26 protein-coding genes are annotated in these 20,263 nt (G+C 44.9%); 24 read left to right on the top strand and 2 right to left on the bottom strand.

The genetic code is table 11. The features are described 5' to 3' along the window. Nucleotide 1 precedes the first annotated feature (1 nt). From KYJ26_RS17045 to KYJ26_RS16940, 23 genes are all read left to right on the top strand, one after another. Nucleotides 2-892, top strand: coding sequence for a polyprenyl synthetase family protein (locus tag KYJ26_RS17045; RefSeq protein ID WP_320323877.1), 891 nt, complete (start codon nt 2-4; stop codon nt 890-892). A gap of 700 nt (nt 893-1,592) precedes the next feature. Then, nucleotides 1,593-2,225, top strand: coding sequence for a hypothetical protein (locus KYJ26_RS17040; RefSeq protein WP_219168559.1), 633 nt, complete (start codon nt 1,593-1,595; stop codon nt 2,223-2,225). Nucleotides 2,226-2,246: 21 nt separating this feature from the next. Then, the gene (gene dxs, locus KYJ26_RS17035; protein WP_219168558.1) at nt 2,247-4,139 is read left to right on the top strand and encodes a 1-deoxy-D-xylulose-5-phosphate synthase; all 1,893 of its coding nucleotides are present in this window, start codon (nt 2,247-2,249) and stop codon (nt 4,137-4,139) included. A 2-nt stretch (nt 4,140-4,141) separates the two neighbouring features. Further along, nucleotides 4,142-4,975 carry a TlyA family RNA methyltransferase gene (locus tag KYJ26_RS17030; RefSeq protein WP_219168630.1) on the top strand — a complete coding sequence of 278 codons (834 nt, stop codon included), beginning with the start codon at nt 4,142-4,144 and terminating at the stop codon, nt 4,973-4,975. A 371-nt stretch (nt 4,976-5,346) separates the two neighbouring features. Then, complete coding sequence (gene ahrC / locus KYJ26_RS17025) at nt 5,347-5,796, top strand: transcriptional regulator AhrC/ArgR (RefSeq protein ID WP_098353657.1); 450 nt, start codon at nt 5,347-5,349, stop codon at nt 5,794-5,796. Nucleotides 5,797-5,907: 111 nt separating this feature from the next. Then, entirely contained in the window at nt 5,908-7,617 is a 1,710-nt protein-coding gene (recN, locus tag KYJ26_RS17020; protein ID WP_219168557.1) for a DNA repair protein RecN, read from the top strand. Nucleotides 7,618-7,743: 126 nt separating this feature from the next. Further along, nucleotides 7,744-9,033 (top strand): SpoIVB peptidase, encoded by a 1,290-nt coding sequence (gene spoIVB / locus KYJ26_RS17015; protein ID WP_219168556.1) that lies wholly within the window; start codon nt 7,744-7,746, stop codon nt 9,031-9,033. A gap of 313 nt (nt 9,034-9,346) precedes the next feature. After that, nucleotides 9,347-10,126 carry a sporulation transcription factor Spo0A gene (spo0A, locus tag KYJ26_RS17010; RefSeq protein WP_206849709.1) on the top strand — a complete coding sequence of 260 codons (780 nt, stop codon included), beginning with the start codon at nt 9,347-9,349 and terminating at the stop codon, nt 10,124-10,126. 390 nt (nt 10,127-10,516) lie between these two features. Beyond that, nucleotides 10,517-11,452 carry a hypothetical protein gene (locus KYJ26_RS17005; protein WP_219168555.1) on the top strand — a complete coding sequence of 312 codons (936 nt, stop codon included), beginning with the start codon at nt 10,517-10,519 and terminating at the stop codon, nt 11,450-11,452. After that, nucleotides 11,449-11,820, top strand: a complete 372-nt coding sequence (locus tag KYJ26_RS17000; RefSeq protein ID WP_219168554.1) for a helix-turn-helix domain-containing protein — start codon at nt 11,449-11,451, stop codon at nt 11,818-11,820. Before KYJ26_RS17005 ends, KYJ26_RS17000 begins: the two co-directional genes overlap by 4 nt. 164 nt (nt 11,821-11,984) lie before the next feature. Further along, nucleotides 11,985-12,125 (top strand): hypothetical protein, encoded by a 141-nt coding sequence (locus tag KYJ26_RS16995; RefSeq protein WP_219168553.1) that lies wholly within the window; start codon nt 11,985-11,987, stop codon nt 12,123-12,125. A 4-nt stretch (nt 12,126-12,129) separates the two neighbouring features. Further along, entirely contained in the window at nt 12,130-12,300 is a 171-nt protein-coding gene (locus tag KYJ26_RS16990) for a hypothetical protein (RefSeq protein WP_219168552.1), read from the top strand. 99 nt (nt 12,301-12,399) lie between these two features. Next, nucleotides 12,400-12,705, top strand: coding sequence for a hypothetical protein (locus KYJ26_RS16985; RefSeq protein WP_219168551.1), 306 nt, complete (start codon nt 12,400-12,402; stop codon nt 12,703-12,705). Continuing rightward, a complete protein-coding gene (locus KYJ26_RS16980; RefSeq protein WP_257475095.1) occupies nt 12,695-13,081 on the top strand; it encodes a hypothetical protein in 387 nt (128 codons plus the stop codon). The genes KYJ26_RS16985 and KYJ26_RS16980 overlap by 11 nt, the downstream gene beginning before the upstream one ends. Nucleotides 13,082-13,096: 15 nt before the next feature. Next, on the top strand, nt 13,097-13,246 hold the full coding sequence (locus tag KYJ26_RS16975; protein ID WP_219168550.1) for a hypothetical protein: 150 nt from the start codon (nt 13,097-13,099) through the stop codon (nt 13,244-13,246). 13 nt (nt 13,247-13,259) lie between these two features. After that, complete coding sequence (locus tag KYJ26_RS16970; protein ID WP_219168549.1) at nt 13,260-14,018, top strand: ATP-binding protein; 759 nt, start codon at nt 13,260-13,262, stop codon at nt 14,016-14,018. A 20-nt stretch (nt 14,019-14,038) separates the two neighbouring features. Then, a complete protein-coding gene (locus KYJ26_RS16965) occupies nt 14,039-14,197 on the top strand; it encodes a hypothetical protein (RefSeq protein WP_219168548.1) in 159 nt (52 codons plus the stop codon). Then, complete coding sequence (locus tag KYJ26_RS16960; protein ID WP_219168547.1) at nt 14,190-14,723, top strand: hypothetical protein; 534 nt, start codon at nt 14,190-14,192, stop codon at nt 14,721-14,723. The genes KYJ26_RS16965 and KYJ26_RS16960 overlap by 8 nt, the downstream gene beginning before the upstream one ends. A 35-nt stretch (nt 14,724-14,758) precedes the next feature. Beyond that, entirely contained in the window at nt 14,759-14,887 is a 129-nt protein-coding gene (locus tag KYJ26_RS24045) for a hypothetical protein (protein WP_257475094.1), read from the top strand. 29 nt (nt 14,888-14,916) lie between these two features. Further along, entirely contained in the window at nt 14,917-15,168 is a 252-nt protein-coding gene (locus KYJ26_RS16955) for a hypothetical protein (RefSeq protein WP_219168546.1), read from the top strand. A gap of 39 nt (nt 15,169-15,207) precedes the next feature. After that, entirely contained in the window at nt 15,208-16,560 is a 1,353-nt protein-coding gene (locus KYJ26_RS16950) for a DnaB-like helicase C-terminal domain-containing protein (RefSeq protein WP_219168545.1), read from the top strand. Nucleotides 16,561-16,603: 43 nt separating this feature from the next. Continuing rightward, the gene (locus KYJ26_RS16945; RefSeq protein WP_219168544.1) at nt 16,604-16,750 is read left to right on the top strand and encodes a hypothetical protein; all 147 of its coding nucleotides are present in this window, start codon (nt 16,604-16,606) and stop codon (nt 16,748-16,750) included. 728 nt (nt 16,751-17,478) lie between these two features. Beyond that, the gene (locus KYJ26_RS16940) at nt 17,479-18,477 is read left to right on the top strand and encodes a toprim domain-containing protein (protein ID WP_219168543.1); all 999 of its coding nucleotides are present in this window, start codon (nt 17,479-17,481) and stop codon (nt 18,475-18,477) included. Nucleotides 18,478-18,510: 33 nt separating this feature from the next. On the opposite strand, the gene KYJ26_RS16935 is transcribed toward KYJ26_RS16940, so the two are convergent. Both KYJ26_RS16935 and KYJ26_RS16930 read right to left on the bottom strand, forming a co-directional pair. Then, entirely contained in the window at nt 18,511-18,693 is a 183-nt protein-coding gene (locus KYJ26_RS16935; RefSeq protein ID WP_219168628.1) for a helix-turn-helix domain-containing protein, read from the bottom strand. A 109-nt stretch (nt 18,694-18,802) separates the two neighbouring features. After that, nucleotides 18,803-19,000: a helix-turn-helix domain-containing protein gene (locus KYJ26_RS16930; RefSeq protein WP_219168542.1), complete on the bottom strand. Its 198-nt coding sequence runs from the start codon at nt 18,998-19,000 to the stop codon at nt 18,803-18,805. Nucleotides 19,001-19,112: 112 nt separating this feature from the next. On the opposite strand from KYJ26_RS16930, the gene KYJ26_RS16925 reads away from it, so the two are divergent. After that, on the top strand, nt 19,113-20,255 hold the full coding sequence (locus KYJ26_RS16925) for an AimR family lysis-lysogeny pheromone receptor (protein WP_219168541.1): 1,143 nt from the start codon (nt 19,113-19,115) through the stop codon (nt 20,253-20,255). Nucleotides 20,256-20,263: the final 8 nt, after the last annotated feature.

Genomic DNA, 20,263 nt, shown 5'->3' with positions numbered 1-20,263 from the left:
TGTGAATTCTCCCATTACATTGAAAGAGTTTCAACAGGAGCATGGTGAATTGATTACCAATCATATGGTTGAAAACGTCGAGAGACTTTCCATGCCCCCTGTCTTAAAGGAGGCCATGGTTTATTCCCTGCAGGCAGGTGGGAAAAGAATTCGCCCCATCCTTCTGTTAGCTGCAATCAAAACCTTCAATCAGGACCCGATGCTGGGCTTGAATACTGCGGCAGCCCTTGAAATGATTCATACATATTCCCTTATCCATGACGATCTTCCTTCCATGGATGATGACGATTTAAGGAGAGGAAAGCCGACCAATCATAAAATGTTTGGGGAAGCAGCCGCGATTCTAGCCGGCGATGGTCTGCTTACATATAGCTTTCAGCTCATAGCAGAAGATCCTGCCTTAACAAGTGATAAGAAGGTGAAGCTTATAGCCCTTCTCGCACGGTGTGCCGGTCCCGAAGGCATGGTGGGGGGGCAAGTCGCCGACATCGAAGGTGAAATGAAGCAGCTTACAGCCAATGAGCTTGAGAACATTCACGTTCACAAGACGGGGAAGTTACTTACATTCAGTGTTATAGCCGGTGGGATCATCTCAGGGGCGTCAGATAATGAACTTGAGCTTCTTGAACGATTTGCTTTTCATATCGGTCTCGCCTTCCAAATTCAGGATGACATCCTTGATATTGAGGGATCAGAAGAAATGATTGGTAAACCGGTGGGGAGCGACGAATCGAAACATAAAAGTACTTATCCGAGTCTATTGACGATGAAAGGCGCGAAGGAGAAGCTTCAATCCCATTTGGACGAAGCGTTAATGTCCATTGATGAATTGCCGGTGGATTCCAGTCTGCTTACAGAAATTGCCCAATTGATTGTTTCAAGGAATCATTAAAACATTCTATGTTTGAGCAAAAGATTTAACATATGTTATAATACGGTTAGAATAAATTTTGGGGTGGTGCAGTATTCTAGTCAGTCCACCAATCCTGAAGGTGGGCCTAAAAATCCACTAAAGGGCACATCGATGAAGTTCCTGGAATTGGCTTGAGGCGCCCAGCTTTGGGTCATATCTGGGAGTAAGGCTTGAGGGCGATCCACAATGGCATGTGGGCGTTGACCCGCGAGCCGCGGAGGCTTTGTTTCTTATGCTGGCATTGAGCATATGCAATAAGAACAAAGTATGAACCTGCGATGTGATGATTCACTAGCAGCGTAGCCTGCCTTGAGTGAAGAGTGAGGGGATTATGGTTACAGGGTACACATCAGTTGGCCATTGATATGTGCTTTTTCGCCCATATGAAATCCTCTTTGCAAAAGAGGCTAAGGATTGCGTTAAGGACTGTTGAGGAAAACTCCTAGACTGTTCATATTCGGACATATAAAGAGGATTATAGTGCGGACTAAGTGGTAATCCAGTCTAGCTTGTGGTGACGCGGCTAAGTCGGGTTTAATGGGAAACCGCCGGTATGGCAACATCCGGTACCTGATTGGGAAAACCTACTGGACCTAAGCTGCAATTTTTACTCTTTATATGACCCCCCAATTACATAAAAACAAACTATTTACACAAGAAACGGTGTGTTTAAACGATAATGAATGAAACGATGAAAAACTCAATAAAGTGGAGTGTCAGCATTGCCGTTATCACATTTGTGTTAGCGGCTATTTTTTCAGTCACATCCAATATGGTTTTGAATGGTGTCGCATGGTTTACAGGGCTCATCGTCGTGTTGATCATCGTCTTCATCGGGATCTTTTTTGATATGCTGGGAATCGCAGCTACAGCGGCTGATGAAACACCCTTTCATGCCATGGCAGCCAAAAAGGTGTACGGTGCCAAATATTCAATTAAAATAGTACGTAACGCGGATCGGTTTGCAAGCTTCTGTAACGATGTGATCGGTGATATATCAGGGATCATAAGCGGGACGGCCTCGGCCATTGTCCTGATTCAGCTGGCTGTAACCTTCCGTCTTGAAGGGGGATCCTTGAAGGAATATATCGTAAGCGTAACCCTTACAAGCATCATCGCTTCTTTGACGGTCGGAGGTAAAGCACTTGGAAAAACGTTTGCTATCACCTATTCTAAGGATATAATATTTAGAGTTGGTAAAGTTCTACAATTCCTTGAAGATCGATTCAAAATCGTGTTAATCAAAGATAAAAAAGACAAAAAAGATAAAAACAAGAAAAAAGGGTATAAGCGTGAGAAACAAAATATTTAGTGATGAAAGTGAGTGGACCCCATGGATTTATTATCAATAAAGGAGCCTTCTTTTCTGAAAAGCATGTCAAATGAACAATTGGAAGAGCTCAGCCAGGAGATTCGCCAATTCTTAATCAAGAATCTATCCAAGACTGGCGGTCATATTGGTCCAAACTTAGGGGTGGTCGAATTAACTGTTGCCCTCCATAAGCATTTTAACAGTCCGAAAGATAAAATCCTTTGGGATGTTGGTCACCAATCGTACGTTCACAAGATTTTAACAGGGAGAGCCTGTCAGTTTGACACTCTCCGCCAGTACAAAGGGTTATGCGGTTTTCCGAAACGTAATGAGAGTGAGCATGATGTATGGGAAACAGGTCACAGTTCTACGTCACTGTCTGCTGCGATGGGTATGGCGATCGCAAGGGACGTTAAGAAAGAAGATTCCTACATCATCCCTGTGATCGGGGACGGTGCCCTGACAGGGGGAATGGCACTCGAGGCTCTGAATCACATCGGTCATGAGAAGAAGGATATGATTGTTGTTCTGAATGACAATGAAATGTCCATCGCCCCGAATGTAGGGGCCCTTCACAATGTACTCGGACGCCTTCGCACAGCTGGCAAATACAACTGGGTGAAGGATGAAATGGAGTATATCCTTAAGCGCATCCCTGCTGTAGGGGGGAAACTTGCGAGTACTGCCGAGCGTGTGAAAGACAGCTTAAAGTATTTATTCGTATCAGGCATGTTCTTTGAAGAGCTGGGATTCACTTATCTTGGACCAATCGATGGTCATGATTATCAAGATCTTTCAGAAAACATCCAATATGCCAAGAAAACCAAAGGACCCGTCCTTTTACATGTGATCACGAAAAAAGGAAAAGGGTTTCATCCAGCAGAGTCCGACAAACAGGGGACTTGGCACGGCACTGGTCCGTATAAGATCGATACCGGGGATCTCATCAAGCCGGTGAATGCCCCTCCATCATGGAGCGGCCTTGTCAGTGAAACAGTTCGAAAGGTTGCCCGTGAGGATGAGCGGATTGTTGCCATCACCCCGGCTATGCCTGTAGGTTCAAAACTGCTCGGGTTTGCCGAGGAATTCCCTGACCGGATGTTTGATGTAGGAATTGCCGAGCAGCACGCTACAACGGTTGCTGCTGGCCTTGCAACTCAGGATATGAAGCCGTTTTTAGCAATATATTCTACCTTTTTGCAAAGAGCATATGATCAGGTGGTTCATGATATCTGCCGCCAGAATTTAAATGTTTTCATTGGAATTGACCGTGCCGGCTTAGTGGGAGCGGATGGTGAAACGCATCAGGGTGTATTTGATATCGCGTTTTTAAGACATTTGCCTAATATGGTGATCATGATGCCGAAGGATGAGAATGAGGGACAACACCTTGTCAGTACGGCACTTCAATATGATGACGGTCCTATCGCTCTGCGCTACCCTCGTGGAAACGGGTATGGGGTGCCGATGGATTCAGAGTTGAAGCCGATTCCTATTGGGTCATGGGAAGTATTGAAACACGGAACGGATGCAGCGATCTTGACCTTTGGGACAACGATACCGATGGCCATGGAAGCGGCGGCCGATCTTGAAAAACAAGGGCTTTCAGTCCGGGTGGTGAACGCGCGTTTCATCAAACCGATGGACGAAGCCATGCTGAAGAGTATCCTGGAAGAAGAAATGCCTGTGCTGACGATTGAAGAGGCTGTGCTTCAAGGTGGATTCGGGAGCGGCGTTCTCGAGTTTGCACAGGAACATGGCTTCCATGAGGCAGTGATCGACCGTATCGGAATCCCGGATTACTTCATAGAGCATGGAAGCGTGAAGGAATTATTGAACGAAATCGGTATGACGAAAGAAAATGTTGTGGATCGGATACTGACGATTACACCAAAAAAACAAAAAAGGGCTTAATGATGAAAGTAAAAAAACAACGTGTAGACGTACTTCTAGTAGAACGAGGATTAATTGAAACAAGAGAAAAAGCGAAACGGGCCGTCATGGCTGGACTAGTTTATTCCAATGAAATGAGACTGGACAAGCCGGGTGAAAAAGTCAGTGAGGACATCCCTCTGACGATGAAGGGGAAAGTAATCCCTTATGTGAGCCGCGGAGGGTTGAAGCTCGAGAAAGCCTTGCAGGTCTTCGATGTGGATGTAGACGGTAAAGTGATGATAGATATCGGTGCTTCCACAGGTGGATTTACGGATTGTGCCCTTCAAAACGGTGCCAAAATGTCCTATGCCCTCGATGTAGGATACAATCAATTAGCCTGGAAACTGAGACAGGATGAACGGGTCGTCGTGATGGAAAGGACCAACTTCCGCTACGTCACCCCGGCTGATCTCGATGGGGAAATGCCAAGCTTTGCATCCATTGATGTATCCTTCATTTCTCTTTCATTGATACTGCCTGTTCTGAAAACATTGCTAGTGCCTGGTGGGGATTGTGTCGCCTTAATCAAGCCGCAGTTTGAAGCAGGGAAGGACCAGGTTGGGAAAAAAGGAATCGTAAGAGATCCAGTTGTGCACAAGATGGTCATCGAGAAAATCATGACGCTGGCAATCAAAGAAGGCTATCAAATCGCCGGCTTGTCTTACTCTCCTATTACTGGTGGAGACGGTAATATCGAGTTTCTCATTCACTTGAAATGGTCAGGTGCTGAAGGTGAAGGACAGTCGCTTCTAGACATCACCCCGGATGAAGTCATCGAGGATGCTCATAGTCAATTAAAAGCAAAATCGGAATAAGGATCATGCCGCTCTTCTTCGGAGGGCGGCTTTTTTTCGTTTTTATTATCATTGGGCTGGTCTTGAAAATAAAACTCTAAAATTTATTATAATCGGTTCACTTTTGAGAATAGAGCAGCTGCTCAGTTCAAGAGCCAACCGCCTCCGCTTTTCGATTGTCCAGCTCCGGCGGCTAGGGGCTCGAGGTCATAAGTCAAGCAACCCAAAAAGGCAAAGAGCGCCTTTCCGGGTTACTCGCCTTATGCTTGTCGCCCCTACCAAGCCGCCTCCGCTTTTCTTTTTTATTGTACTTCCATACAAAATAGGCTAACATAAGCGTAGAGGTATATTTATACAGGATTTAATCCAATGTAAGAGGTGTATGTTCTATGATGAACAAAGGGCAAAGACATATTAAAATCAGGGAAATCATTACGAATAGAGATGTTGAAACACAGGATGAGCTTGTGGAAAGCCTGAAGAATGCAGGTTTTAATGTGACGCAGGCAACCGTGTCAAGGGATATCAAGGAGCTGCATCTCGTTAAGGTTCCGTTGATGGATGGCAGGTACAAATATAGTTTACCGGCTGATCAACGATTCAATCCCCTTCAAAAGTTAAAGCGGACACTGACCGATGCTTTCGTAAAAGTGGATCAGGCAGGACACATGCTGGTAATGAAAACGTTACCCGGTAATGCCAACGCCATCGGTGCATTGATCGATAACTTGGATTGGGAAGAAATTTTAGGGACCATTTGTGGCGATGACACTTGCTTGATCATTTGCCGGACAGAGGAAGAAACCAGAGTCGTTTCGGAACGATTTTTAGATATGTTGTAAATCAGTAATGAACACAATGGGTCTATTACTGACCCTTATACAAAATCCAATAGGAGGCTTCTCTTTTGAGTAATGTGAGGGGAAAGCTCCTTTTTATTTGAGGTGAATGTTTTGCTACAAGAACTATCAATCAAAAATTTCGCCATAATCGATTCCCTCTCCCTTTCCTTTGAAGAAGGATTGACCGTATTATCTGGTGAAACGGGTGCTGGTAAATCGATTATCATCGATGCCATTCATTTATTGGTTGGCGGTAGAGGATCTTCTGAATATGTACGGCATGGAGAGAAAAAGGCTGAAATTGAAGGGTTATTTATTCTTGATAATGAAACTCATCCTTGCTTTCGGAAAGTGGCGGATTTCGGGATTGAGATTGAGGAAGGCATGATCATCCTCAGAAGGGATATCTCGAGCACTGGAAAAAGTGTATGTAGAATCAATGGCAAGCTGGTGACCATCGCTATCATGAGAGAAATCGGGGCAAGTCTCATTGATATCCATGGACAGCACGAACATCAGGAACTGATGAATGAAAGTCTGCATCTTTCCTTATTGGACCAATTCGGTGGCAGTGAAATCGCCTCTGGTTTATCCAGCTACGGAGAAGTATATAAAGAGTATCTTTCCATCTATAAGCAATTGAACAGATTGAATGAGAATGAGCAGGAGATGGCGCACCGTCTGGATCTCATTCAATTTCAACTGAAAGAAATCCATGAAGCGAATCTACAGCTCAACGAAGATGAAGAGCTGGTGGAAGAAAAACGGAAGCTGATGAATTTCGAACGGCTGTTTGAAGCGCTTCAAACTTCCTATGATAGCATTCAGGGCGAGAGAAAAGGGATGGACTGGGCAGGACTTGCCATGAGCCATCTTGAAACGGCTGCAGAAGTGGATTCACAATATGAAAAGACACTTGAATCCGTGTCAAATGCCTATTACATCCTAGAAGATGCTGCCCATCAGGTAAGGGGAGCGTTGGATATGCTTGAGTTCGAGCCGAATCGTTTGGATTTGATCGAGGCAAGGTTGAATGAAATCAATGGTCTTAAGAGAAAATATGGATCATCAGTGGAAGAAATCCTTGCTTACAGTTCAAAGATCGAAGAAGAAATCGAAACCATCATGAATAAGGATTCCCATGTTGAACATTTACAGAGTAAATTACATTCTTTGGAGAAAGATTTATCTCTGGAAGCGAAAAATCTCTCCCAAACACGAAAGCAATGGGCAAAAAAATTGACCGCAAGCATTCATGAGCAGCTAAAGCAGCTGTATATGGATAAAACGAAATTCGAAGTCCGTTTTGTGAAAAGTGGAGAAGGTGAATCATTTTCCTTTCAACATTTCAAAAAGGATGGGTGGGATACGGTTGAGTTTTATATCTCTACCAATCCTGGAGAGCCTTTAAAGCCTTTATCTAAAGTGGCTTCAGGTGGAGAACTTTCAAGGATCATGCTCGCTCTTAAGACCATCTTTTCAAAACATCAAGGAATTACTTCGATCATTTTCGATGAAGTGGATACGGGTGTGAGCGGAAGAGTCGCTCAGGCAATCGCCGAAAAAATTTATCAAGTTGCCGTCCATTCCCAGGTTATGTGTATTTCCCATTTGCCACAGGTGGCTGCTATGGCAGACTGTCACTTATTCATATCGAAAAAGCTTTCCGGTGGCAGGACAAGTACCATGGTGAAACGGCTACAGGAGAAAGATAAGATTAAAGAAATCTCACGCATGATATCAGGTGTGGAAATAACTGATTTAACGTTGGAACATGCAAAGGAACTACTGCAGTTGGCAGGATCTATAAAAGAAACATGAAAAGCTATCCAATTCGGGTAGCTTTTTTTTCGTGATTACCAGTTATAAATGTGGCTTTTAAAGGCAAAATTATAACTGTAGCCAATAGTTAATGTGTGTGGATTAGAAGCGAGGAGAGTGAATATATTGAGTATAGATTGGTTAAGGAAATGTATAGGTGGAATTCTCCTTGTTTCGCTTTGTCTTATTGGTTTTTACAAGCCTGTTCAACAATATATCAATACACCGAACACTGTAAGGGTGATGGAAGGGGATCAAGTTGCTCTCCCTAAGGCTGCATCCGTCACGACTATGGGTTCGTCGCATAATGGACATGTTCAAGTAGAAGAAGGGAAAGGGCAGCTCTCCATCCAGGGAAGTTCTGTAGGGAAGGACGAAGTGGTCTTTGAGCTCGCCGGTTTACCCATTAAAAAGGTCGATGTTGAAGTACTGAAAGATTTCAAGGTGATTCCTGGTGGGCAATCTATTGGAGTCAAGTTAAATACTGTTGGGGTGTTGGTGGTTGGTCATCATCTGGTTGATACAGATGATGGGAAAATGTCCCCCGGCGAAAAGGCCGGTATTCAGGTAGGGGACATGATTACAGAAATCAATGGGTCAAAAATTGAAGAATTAGCTGATGTTGCTCCTTTTGTTCAGAAGGCGGGAGAAGAATCCAAATCTCTGGACGTGGTGATCAAGAGGGAGCAAAAGACGGTAAAGACACACTTGCTGCCATTGAAGGAAAAAGGGGATAAAAATTATAAATTGGGTCTGTATATCCGTGATTCAGCAGCAGGTATCGGCACAATGACATTTTATGATCCGAAGTCCAAAAAATATGGTGCACTTGGGCATGTCATTTCAGATATGGATACAAAAAAGCCCATCGTCGTTGAGAATGGTGAAATCGTGAACTCGGAAGTAACGTCCATTCAAAAAGGCACGGATGGAAAGCCTGGGGAAAAACTAGCGCGCTTTTCATCTGACCGGAACGTCATTGGTAATATCACACGAAATAGCCCTTTTGGAATTTTTGGAGAACTGAATCAGTCCATCGATAATGATCTGATGGATAAACCGATGCCAATCGCTCTCTCTCATCAAGTGAAAGAAGGACCGGCACAAATCTTAACTGTGGTGGATGGAAGAGAAGTTGAGATGTACGACATCGAAATAGTCAGCACCATCCCGCAGAAGTATCCGGCAACGAAAGGGATGGTCCTGAAAGTGACTGATCCTGAGCTCCTAAAGAAAACAGGTGGAATTGTCCAAGGTATGAGCGGTAGCCCGATCATTCAAAACGGGAAGGTCATCGGGGCTGTCACCCATGTATTTGTGAATGACCCGACCAGTGGATATGGTGTCCATATCGAATGGATGCTGAGTGAAGCTGGAATCGATATTTATAAAAAAGATCATAACCGAGCAAGCTGAAGTGGAAAACCCTTACCAAAGTACCGAACCCGGGTGCTTTTAAGGGTTCTTTTTTGTTTTAGAAATATGGATTTATCATCATGTCGGTTTGCCAAAAAGAGCCTCTCCTTGTTAAAATAAAGATTATTCGACAAACAGAAACGGGAATATCGAATAGGGTCGAAATATAAAGAAATCTTTAGAAAATCAAAGAAAATATAATATTTTTCAAGTTTTTTTCAAAAATAAAAGGAATTTAGGTTGCATTGTCGAAAAAGTAATTTAGAATAAAATTACAGAGATGAATTAATTAGGATTGAGGAGGAAACCTGTAGTGAAATCGATTAAAGTATGTGTTGTGGATGATAACCGTGAACTGACGTCATTATTGGAGGACTACATCGCTTCACAAAATGATATGGAAGTAGTAGGTATTGCTCATAATGGTCAAGATTGTTTGGATTTATTAGAAGAAGTCGATCCAGATGTTCTGGTCTTAGATATTATCATGCCTCATCTGGACGGGCTGGCTGTATTGGAACGACTTCGTGAAAAGAAGAGCATTCCGAACGTTATCATGCTTACGGCCTTCGGTCAGGAAGATGTTACGAAGAAAGCTGTCGACCTAGGAGCTTCTTATTTTATCCTAAAGCCATTCGATATGGAAAACCTAGTGAGTCATATCAGACAAGTTAGCGGAAAATCAAACCCAATCATCAAAAAACCTTCCTCATCCAGAATGAATACAGAGCAAAAACCAAGAAACTTGGATGCAAGTATTACAAGCATCATCCACGAAATCGGCGTACCGGCACATATTAAAGGTTACTTATATTTGCGAGAAGCGATTTCTATGGTTTACAATGATATCGAATTGCTTGGATCGATCACAAAGGTCTTGTATCCAGATATTGCCAAGAAATACAATACAACGGCTTCGCGTGTGGAGCGGGCAATCCGTCATGCCATTGAAGTGGCTTGGAGCAGAGGGAATATTGATTCCATTTCTTCCTTGTTCGGATACACCGTCAGCATGTCTAAGGCGAAACCAACGAACTCAGAGTTCATCGCCATGGTGGCTGACAAGCTTCGATTGGAGCATATGGCTTCTTGAACGTTGGAGTGACGGGAATTTGCCCGTGAATTTGGCCGGGAATTTGGCGTTGGAAGGTGCCGTCGTTCCGATGAATTTTCTGGCGTGATTCCGACAAACTAATACGCTAATCTACGTAGTAATACTATAGAACAGAACGTCTCCTTTTCGCAAGGGGGCGTTTTTTTTATTTGCGTGGTTTTTGCGGAGAAATGGCGATAAGTATAGGTGCGGAAAAAATAATTCGGAGAAATTTGTGCGGAGGCACGCGGAAGTGGTTTGGCGAGTGTACTATACAGTAAGGACGGAAAACTTTTTCGAACTAATTTGTGCGGAAGTGGTCGTAAGTGCATATTATCCGGTAAGGACGCCAAGCTTTTCGGAAGGGAGGCGATAAATAAGGAGGACGTTATGAAATTTGACTTAGAGAAGGCGCAAGAGCTATTAGATACCGGCATGTCCGGTAGGGCGGTAGGAAGATCGTTAGGACTTCATCACTCTGCGATATTTAGAGCGATACAATCTGGCGATCTTGACGATGGTTATATACCGTTCGACGAAGACGGAGATAAGAGACATCTTCACCAAAACTTCGAATGGTTGCATGAGGAAGATAGGCTAGAAGATATCCTCACGGAATTATACGAAGGAAGAAGAGTATTACTTGACGACTTCTTATCGGAAGACTTCCGGAGTGTTGGCGTTTACGTAAGAAAAGAGTACGGCGGCATCTCGGATTACTTTAGGGAAAAGGGTTATACGAGAATGTTATCCGGAGTCCAGAAATGTTGTACGGTATGTAGCAAAAACGTTTCCGTTAAAAGGTTTAACAAACACGCATCATCTATTTACGGGATAGAATCATATTGCAAAAAATGCTCATACGAGAGGGTGCGGAAATACGTACTTACAAGCGATAGCTACCGGGAGCATTTGAAAATTCATGCACATAACAGGCGGGCAAAGGAAAAGTTGTTACCTTTTGGTTATGACGAAAATGACCTACTCGATACTCTTGAAGTTTTCGGAGGTTGTGTGTTGACAGGTGACGCAGACATTCATTTGGACCACGTGATACCGATTGCGATTGGCCATGGCGGGACAATAAAGTCGAACATGATTCCGTTACGAAGTGATTTGAACATGAACAAAAAGAAGTCTAACATCTTCGAATGGTTCAGCGCCAACAAACAACGTTTTAACTTATCGCAGGAAAAATTCGACACTCTTATCGATTACCTTGCGGAACTAAACGAAATGACACGCGAAGAATATCGCGAATATGTTTACTGGTGCCACGCCAATCCGAGGACGGTCGATCAGTTGCGAGAGGAGGACGTAAGTTGACGAAAAAGAAAGCGATTGATTTTCACGACCACCGATTCATTCGCGTCACCAAGGCGGTCATGGATGACGAAGCATACCTCGACAAGCCGATTCAGAAGCTCGTATACGCCGTCCTATGCTTTCACGCAGACAACAAGACGCTCAAGTCGCATCCTAGCGTTAAGACGATTGCGAACAAGTGTCTGTGCTCGGAGAATACGGCAAGGGCAGCGTTGAAGAGGCTGGCGGAATTGGAGTTGATCGAGGTGACTGTTCGCTATGATAGTCGCGGTCAGACATCGAATGAATATACCGTATTGGAGCCTCCGGATTGGTTCGGAAGTGACCGCCCTACAAAAAACGATACTGACCCCCTTCAATCTGAATAGGTGGCCCCCTATCGTGAATTGTAGACGAACTAAACTCATTAGAACTAAACTCATTTAACTAAACTAAACATTCCTGCTCATAAAATCGCAGGCATTATCAATTAATAAATACCTTATCGCTGACGCTTAAAAGACCAGCGAAAAATGTATAAGGGAGTGAAATCATGTTATCCGAAAAGGAACAAAAGAAAAACCTTGAAGAATATTTCAAAAGGGAACTCACTAATGATGAGGTTTTCATTGTTGAATGGATATACGCAGGATTCGAGAAAGAGATTAAAAAGTCAAATAGAAAGGAGGCCTGATCGCATGACCAAACGCAATTCACCCGGCTGCTGCAACGCCACCGCAACCGCCATCCTAGCCGCCCTGACCGACCGCATCAAACTCGAATCAGCAGGCGTCACCAACCCGGACTTCCTACGCGGCTTACAGGTGGCTAAGGCGCTTGTGTACGAGTCAATCGGAGAGGCTCGGTAGAGGCGCGTAGATGGCGATAGAGAGGCGCTAAGGTGTTTGTACCTGACGCGAGTTAGGACGCTAATATAAGGCGCTATGAAGCGCAGAAAGGACGGTAGTATGACGAACAAACTCGACTTAAACGCAATCCGCAAACGAGCGGAGGCAGTAACGGAAGGGCCGTGGAAAGTGTTCCCGTATCAAATGAGCGGAACGTACGAAGTGACCGTTGACAATCTCGAAGTATCAATCGCAAGCGAAATCGATTATCAAGCAGACGCAGAATTCATCGCCAGCGCCCGGACTGATGTCGTAGAGCTGATTGCCGAGGTTGAACGATTACGTCAAGCGTTATGGGAAATCACGGTTTACCCGTCGGAGGACGCATTAGAAATCGCAGAGGAGGCGCTTGAGCATGGCAGGTAAACCGAAGGTGAAATATAACGAAAAGGAAGTAGCGCAATGGTCTGTAAACGACATGCTCGCTTATCTATCCGACCAACACCTCGCACGATTCAACGTCGACTATCAGCCGTTCGGCACGTGGGCGTCGGAGCGCGGGCAGCTCGGCAACTGGATCGGGACGAAGCGGAAGGCGGGCAAGTATGGCGCGGAATTTACGAAGCGGTTTATCGACGTGTGCCTGGCGGAGTATAGGCCGACGCGAGATTATCCGGGCATCAACTTCGGATTCATGGTGGCGTATATGAAGCGCAACATTCAGACGGTGCAGCTCGAAATGATGAGGGCGGAGAGTGCGGCGCAGAGTCAGGCGGGAGAGGTTGACGAGGATTGGTTGTAAAAGGAGGGAAGCGAAGTGGAAACGGTAACTATCGTTTGTTATGGATGTAGCGGAAAAGGTACGAGAGTAATCGTAGATATTGAAGACGGATACGGCGAAAAGGTGAAATGCGATTTATGTAACGGCAAGGGTAAAATCACCGAACCACATCCGAAATATTTCTGAAGGAGGAACGCCAATGACTCAACCGAATAACCACGCATCAAACTGCGTACTAGCCGGCCGATGCAAGCTCGCCAACTCAGACGCATGCAATCGCAACTGTCCGGCATTTATCGCCATGCACGGCCACAGCGGAAAAGGCGGCCGAATCGCCAACGCCAACACGCCGGCCGACTACCGACTGCTTACGCTTGCCAATTCGCCAGCACGAGAAGGTCAGGCGAAAGTTTATGCGACGCTTGAAAAATACGTGGCTACGTTCGAACGGCAATTCGACGAAAATGCTCCGCGGATCAAAAGTTTGTATTTATGGAGCGAGCAGCCCGGAAATGGGAAAACGACCTCGGCGATAAGCGTGATGAACGAATATATTATCGCAAATTACCTCGGAGCATTAAAGCGCGGTAGGCAGGCGCTTCAGTGTCCGGCATATTTTCTCGATACAAATCGCTGGCAAACGGATTTTAACTTGGCGGTAATGACGAACGACGAAGGCGACATGGAGCGTTTCAAGCAGGAAATGCGCAAGGTTATGAACGTACCTTTCGCCGTGCTTGACGACATTGGCGTCCGCGATTGCAGTCCGAAGTTTCGCGGATATATTCACGCAGTTATTAACCATCGGACAGTGAACGGATACCCTACGATATTCACGTCCAACTTACCGTTAGAAGAAATGAAAACCGTATTCGACCACCGTTTGTATGACCGCATGAACGATCAGTGCCATATCGAGCATTTCAGTGGAAATAGCCATCGTGGCAAGCGTAAGTAACCGAAGGAGGGGAAATGACGATGAAAGCGTTAATTGAAATCGAAGTCACCGGAAATTTCGAGGAACCGTTATCAAACGACAGTATCATCGACATCTTAAACGCGGTCATTGTAGATGGAGCTGACAGCGTATGCCTCGACGCCAACTACGTAATTAAGGAGGTCTATCGTGATGAATAATCCGATCACATTCGGCGACCTGGTTCGCGTCAACGGCTACGGCAATCGCGTGTTCCAAGTCGAGAGTTACTACGAGCAAGAATGGTTTTATCCGGACGGAACGTGGAAAGACCGCATTTTTGAGCTCTTCGACGTGGGAAACGCCGATAGCATTGAGGCTGGTGCCGAAGACCTGACGCTAGTAGCAGACGCCAGCCAAGCCGACGAGTACCTGCGGGCGAACCCTGCGCCGATTGAGCCGGGATCATCGCCAATTATACCGATAAATTTCAACCTCGATATGAGTTTCTTATATGGCGAAAACTACGAAGGAGGAGACGATATTATGAATGAGCGAAAAAAGAATACGTCGGCACGTGAGTTATCATCGCAGGAGGCGAAACGTAAGAAACAGGAGCGTAAGTTGCGCAAGCAGAAAATCGACGCATGCCTCGACTGGATGAATTACTACAAGGCGGATGGCAATACGGCGAAAGTTGCGGAGATTAAGCAGGAGTTGGCGGAGTTGAGTAAGGAAAGCGAATAGTATACTCAAACTAAATCATAAAGGAGCTGAAAAAAATGAAAGAAGAATTGAAACATTTAATCGGGAAAACAGTCGTGGAAATAAAGCGCAACACAATATATTTTGATGATGGGACATCTATCGAATTTCACCCATTTGAAACCTATGTAAATAATCCAAATTGACACATAGAGCGGAGAAAGGATGATGAATAATGACGGAACTTGAACTATATAAATTCGTTCAAGATAAAGAGATGCGATGGGTATCCGACAATGATTTGAACCTTTGGATTAATATCAGCGAACTTAAAGAATTCGCTGATTTAGATGACGATTTAATTGTAGAAGATGGAGGTTTTCAAATAACGCTAGTACACGGGGGAGTGGTTTGTATAAATCTTTTTGATGTATGCGAACTTCACGATATTGAACCAGAAAATATATTAACGAAAAGTGATTACTGAACTATACGAAACAACCACGCAACTAAAGGAGGAACGCGAATGATCCACGGTCAATTATTCTTATCGAAAGTTATCGATGGCAACGACCCGCAGGCACTCAAGCGCTTCAACGTCACGGCTGCCGACATGCCGACCGAAGCCGAGCGGAAGGCCCTGCGGTTTATCGAATCATACGCCGAGCAGAATCGCGGGCAGGCTCCGTCGGTCGAGACGCTTGTGGCGGAACTGCCGGAGTTTAGCGATTTGTATCATGCGAACGCTGACGCCAGCTACGAATATTCGGCGAAGCAAATCAAGTCGCATTCGGCGAAGCAACATTTGGCGGACTTTATTAACGGTAAATTCGGCACAATGTTCGGGAGCGAGAACGATGGAAATAAATTACTCGAGGACTTGATTTCGGAAGCTGAACGTATTAAAATGGGAACAAGTGTTCTGAGTAAAGTAGGAACAAGCGTCAAGGACGACATTTCGAAGTTCCGCGAAGAATACGAACGTCGACGTGAAGGCGAATCTTATCGAGTGTGGGAATCGAAATTTCCGTTCATCAATAAGGCGACAGGCGGTTACGTGTCCTCGAACGTCTACGTATGGTACGGAAAGTCCGGGAGAGGGAAGTCGGCTTGCACGATCGAGGAGGCTGTCGAGCTCGCTTTCCAGGGCGCTAACGTTCTCATATGGCTGATGGAAATGGGCTGGTACGAAGGAATGGTGAGAATCTACACGTCGATGTCAAGTCGAACAGGCGCAACCATTGCCGAGTTAAACGGTGTCGACATGGAAGCCGGTTTTAATTCGAAAGACATTCGCCACGCTAAATTACCGCCCGAGTTCGAGCAGGAGTTTTTCGCATTCCTTGAGCGCATGAACGACATTCTGCCCGGCAACATTATCGTAAGAGGCGTGGACGATGACGACTTTAATCGCCGCGACCTCGGACAATTAGAAGCAGACATTCGTCAAACAAATGCGGATGTAGTCGTGATTGATCCGTTCTATTACCTCGATTATGAAAAGAATACGTCCAAAACCACCGGAGGAGATGCGGCGAATACAAGTAAGAAGCTACGTCGACTCGCGGGATCCACCCAAACGGTTATATTCGCAATCACCCAGGCGGATGAGGTCGACGAGAAAGAGGACGAACAAGGAAATCGTGAATTGCGGTTGCCAAAGCGTTCAGAAGTTTCTAAGACGAAAGCATTGCTGCAAGATGCTGCGATACTGATTGCGGTGGATACGAACGCTAAAGAAGGGCGAGGTATCATCGGGTTAAATAAAGGGCGCGATGGTGGCGAAGGTGAGAGCGCCGAGATCCTTTACCTTCCGCAAATCGGAATCATTAAAGAGATGGAAACCGGAGAGGCAGCGGCGAGTCAGTTCGATTTTTGATGCGATAAAGACCCATGTAATGTAGAAAAGGAAGGTGAAAACTTTGGATGAAGTGTATGTGATTATGTGGTTCAATGAAATTTCCGAAAACACTTTCTACACTGATGAAAACGAGGTTGCTGAACGTGTTGAAAAATTAAACAGCATTTTAAATGATGGGTATTGGTACAAGAAGTTAGAAAAAAAGTAATAGACTATTTGATTAGATTCCGATTCGACACATGTAACGAAGGAGTGATAGAACGGTGTTAAATGAAATTGTGAGAATAGAATTTGAAGTAAGTAGTGGTAATCACAACGTTAAACTTACGGGTAGTGTGGAAGAACGTAATTTATACGAATTCAATAATGGCTTAGACAGTTCTTTGCGTGTAAGAAGTATACAAGGTCAGACAAAAGGAACGGATTTTCACAGGTCGCAGGTCAGAAATATTAAGATGATTTAGTACGCAATTCGACGACATTCCGCAATTAACAGACGAATCCTCACAGCGAATTATATACGATAGTATTAAGGAGGTAATCGCATGAGCAACGCACCATTCAAACACGGCGACATCCTACGCCACCCTGACGGTCTAGTCGGCAAGCTAGTCGTCAAGCCAAACTCGCCCGAATGCGAAGTCCACTCGCTCGAATCGCATCACAGCCGATGGGTCGTGCGGTCCTGGACGGTCGCTGATCTCCGCAAGGCAGGCTGGCGGCTGAACTATACGCAAGGGCTCACGTAGGACTTTCGAGCGAGTTTGCGAATATTAATATATTTATATTTACGCAGATATTCGGAGCAATCGGGCGATAGGCGGGGGAATTCGCAGATATACGTATACCGGATTGCGTATTCCAATTTATTCCTCGACAAACTTCGACTGACAATCCGTAACACAAGCGTAATAATACTGTAAAGGAGGCGATATAATGCCGACTATTGTCATAAAAAACGTGCCGACCGAGGTTGACGTCGAATCGGAGCTGCGAGAGTTCGAATGGACGCGGCCGACGTGGACCGGCGATAAACTGCTTGCGGCCAGCCCTTTTCGCTATGATAAATCGCCAAGCTTTTTCGTGCGACTGGAACCTTACGGTGAATATCCGGCGGGCGTGTGGAGCGATTCCGGTTACTACGACGCTGAATGGGCGAGCGGCAACTTCGTCAAACTGCTAGCGTTCATGCGTCAAGAAACGTATGAGGAAGCCGAGGATTACTTGGCGGAAAAGTATGGCGTGGCTGAGACGGGCGATGGACTGCGATTGAAACCGTTGCATCTCAAAACTCAGCGGACTAGGCAACCGTTGAAGGAGACGGTGTTGCAAGGCGAAGCTCAGCCGTCGGATTACCTTATTCGCCGAGGCATTAGCGCCGAGACTCAGGCGTACTATGGCGTGCGCGATTGTAAGTCGGCGGTCGAGATCCCGTGGCGAAGGGCGAACGGCTTGCTGGCGAATGTGAAGTACCGCAGCAAATACGGCAAAACGTTTTGGTACGTCAAAGGCGCCGACCCTATCAAAAATTCGCTATGGGGTGTCGATATAGTATATAGTAGGCGGGCGAAACGGGCGGTGCTGGCAGAGGCGGAAATTGACGCAATGAGCTGGCGCGAGGCAGGGTTTGAGGCGATAGCGTGTGGCGGCGCTGAATGGAGCCAGGCGAAACGGGACTTGATATTGCGGTCGCCTATCGAGGAACTTATCATCGCGACTGACAACGACAAGGCTGGCGAGAAGTTGAGGCGTGCGGTTGAATCGTCGCTAATAGGCAAAGTTGCGATTCGACATGCGCGAATAACCGAAGGTGGATGCAAGGATGCGAACGAGGCGCTTGTAAGCGGTGGACCGAAGGCGGGCGTGGCGGTCTTGCAGCAGGCGGTCGAACAGTCGGAGCAGGTACGTAGTTTAACGTATTTTCGGTCACGGTAAGGCGCCAAACCCGCGCTTTACCTTTTGTCGTATTCAATCCTCGCTACTACGTGTTTCACGGCGCCATTCGTACAAGTCATCGATATGACAGCCGAGCTCAGTCGCGATCGTCTTGGCGTTGTTCAAGCCGAGAATGTAGCCGTCGCGATTGTTCGCCCGGTCGTTTATGTACGTGTAATTGATGCCGGTACGATCGGCTAGCTGACGCTGAGTCATGCCGCGTTGGCGAAGTAGTTCGGGAAGACGACATCGACCTGCGATGAACAGACCGATCACCTCCTCCGTATTAAGTTATTTTACATAATAGCGTATGGAAGGCGCAAGTTTAAATACGCTCAATGCGGACAACTTTTTCGATCGGTACGTCCAGGTGGCGGCAGATGTCGGCTATAGTCGTGAGAGTGACCGATTCGTTGCGGCCGATGCGCGCCTGAGTTCGCGAGTTGATTACCGTGTCGCGCATGGAGCTCATCGTAATACCCTTTTCGTGGAGCGTGCGGTGGAGCGGTTCGTAAGAGATCATAAAATTTTTACCTCCAATAGTCACAATTTTAAGATAGGTTGTTTACAAAAGTACACATCTTGGTTTATACTATACTCAACGGATGAAAAATAATCAAGGGGTTGAAGTAAAAATGATAGCTGCGATGGTCGAAGAAAAAATAGATACAATGGAAACACATATTACCTGGGCATACATAGCGAAAGAATTAAACCTAACACCGAGCGCATTATCACACTTTAGAAAGAAGAAAACAGAATTAAATTTTAAATCATTATTAAAGCTGTGTAAAATTGTTTTTCCTAGAAAATATATTGATGTGTTGGCTGATTGGACTTTGATCCTCACTAAACCAAGTAATGTAAAAGTCGCCTTAGAGTTTTTAGCAGCTAACAGAAAGATTGACCATTTAAAATCCTTCCATTCAAAAAAAGAGACATTCACTTCTAAATGCACAAAAGAATTAATCGAAGCTTACTACACAATGATCCCGCACCTTGAATCTTCCTTCACCAGCAGTCACTTGCCTAAAATCACTGAAAAACAGAAAGAAGTTAAATCGCAAGAAGCATTAGTTATCTTAGAAATTTGTGAGGTTTATTATTACAGTACAATTGGTGAAATCGGAAATGTGGTCACTAATTTAGAAAAAGTAAAAAACAGGCTGTCTTTAATATCCGATTCCCTTTTAAATGAGTTATATATGAATAGAATAGAAGAAGTTGAATCGGTCGTTATGTTGTATAATAAGGCGGATACAGTAAAAGCCAGAAGTCTTTGCGAAAAAATTATTAAAGATGAAAGTGGATTTTATTGCGCGACCTTCCTTGCAGACGCATACTATAGAATAGGGATGTCCTTCCTATTCGAAAGTCCCGACATGTGTTTAAAGAATTTAAAAAAAGCGAAAGAACTATACTTAAAGGACAACAAAGAGGGTTCCGCAAAAAACATAGATAAAAATGAGGTTACTTTCGCAAAGATATTTTGGGGATTGAAAATTTTAGAGACAGACGAATTAGAGGACTCCTACACAGCTTTTGTTTTGGCTAAATCCGATCGTAAAGAAGAAGCGATAAGAGTTATAAAAGAACTAAATCAAGATTCTCCTTTTACTAAATACTACTCAGGCATAGCAACAGGCAATAATAACGAATTACTAGAAAGCTTGCTTATGTTTAGAAATAAAGGGAATTACTTTTATGCTCAATTACCTAAATTACTTTTGGATGAATGCGAAGACATGAAAGCAATAGTAAAATTGATATTAAATTAGGAGGAATT

It is taken from the genome of Rossellomorea orangium (assembly GCF_019334305.1).
Classification (GTDB): domain Bacteria; phylum Bacillota; class Bacilli; order Bacillales; family Bacillaceae_B; genus Rossellomorea.
Note: the sequence above shows the minus strand (reverse complement) of the source record. Positions and strands in the feature narration are given on the sequence as shown.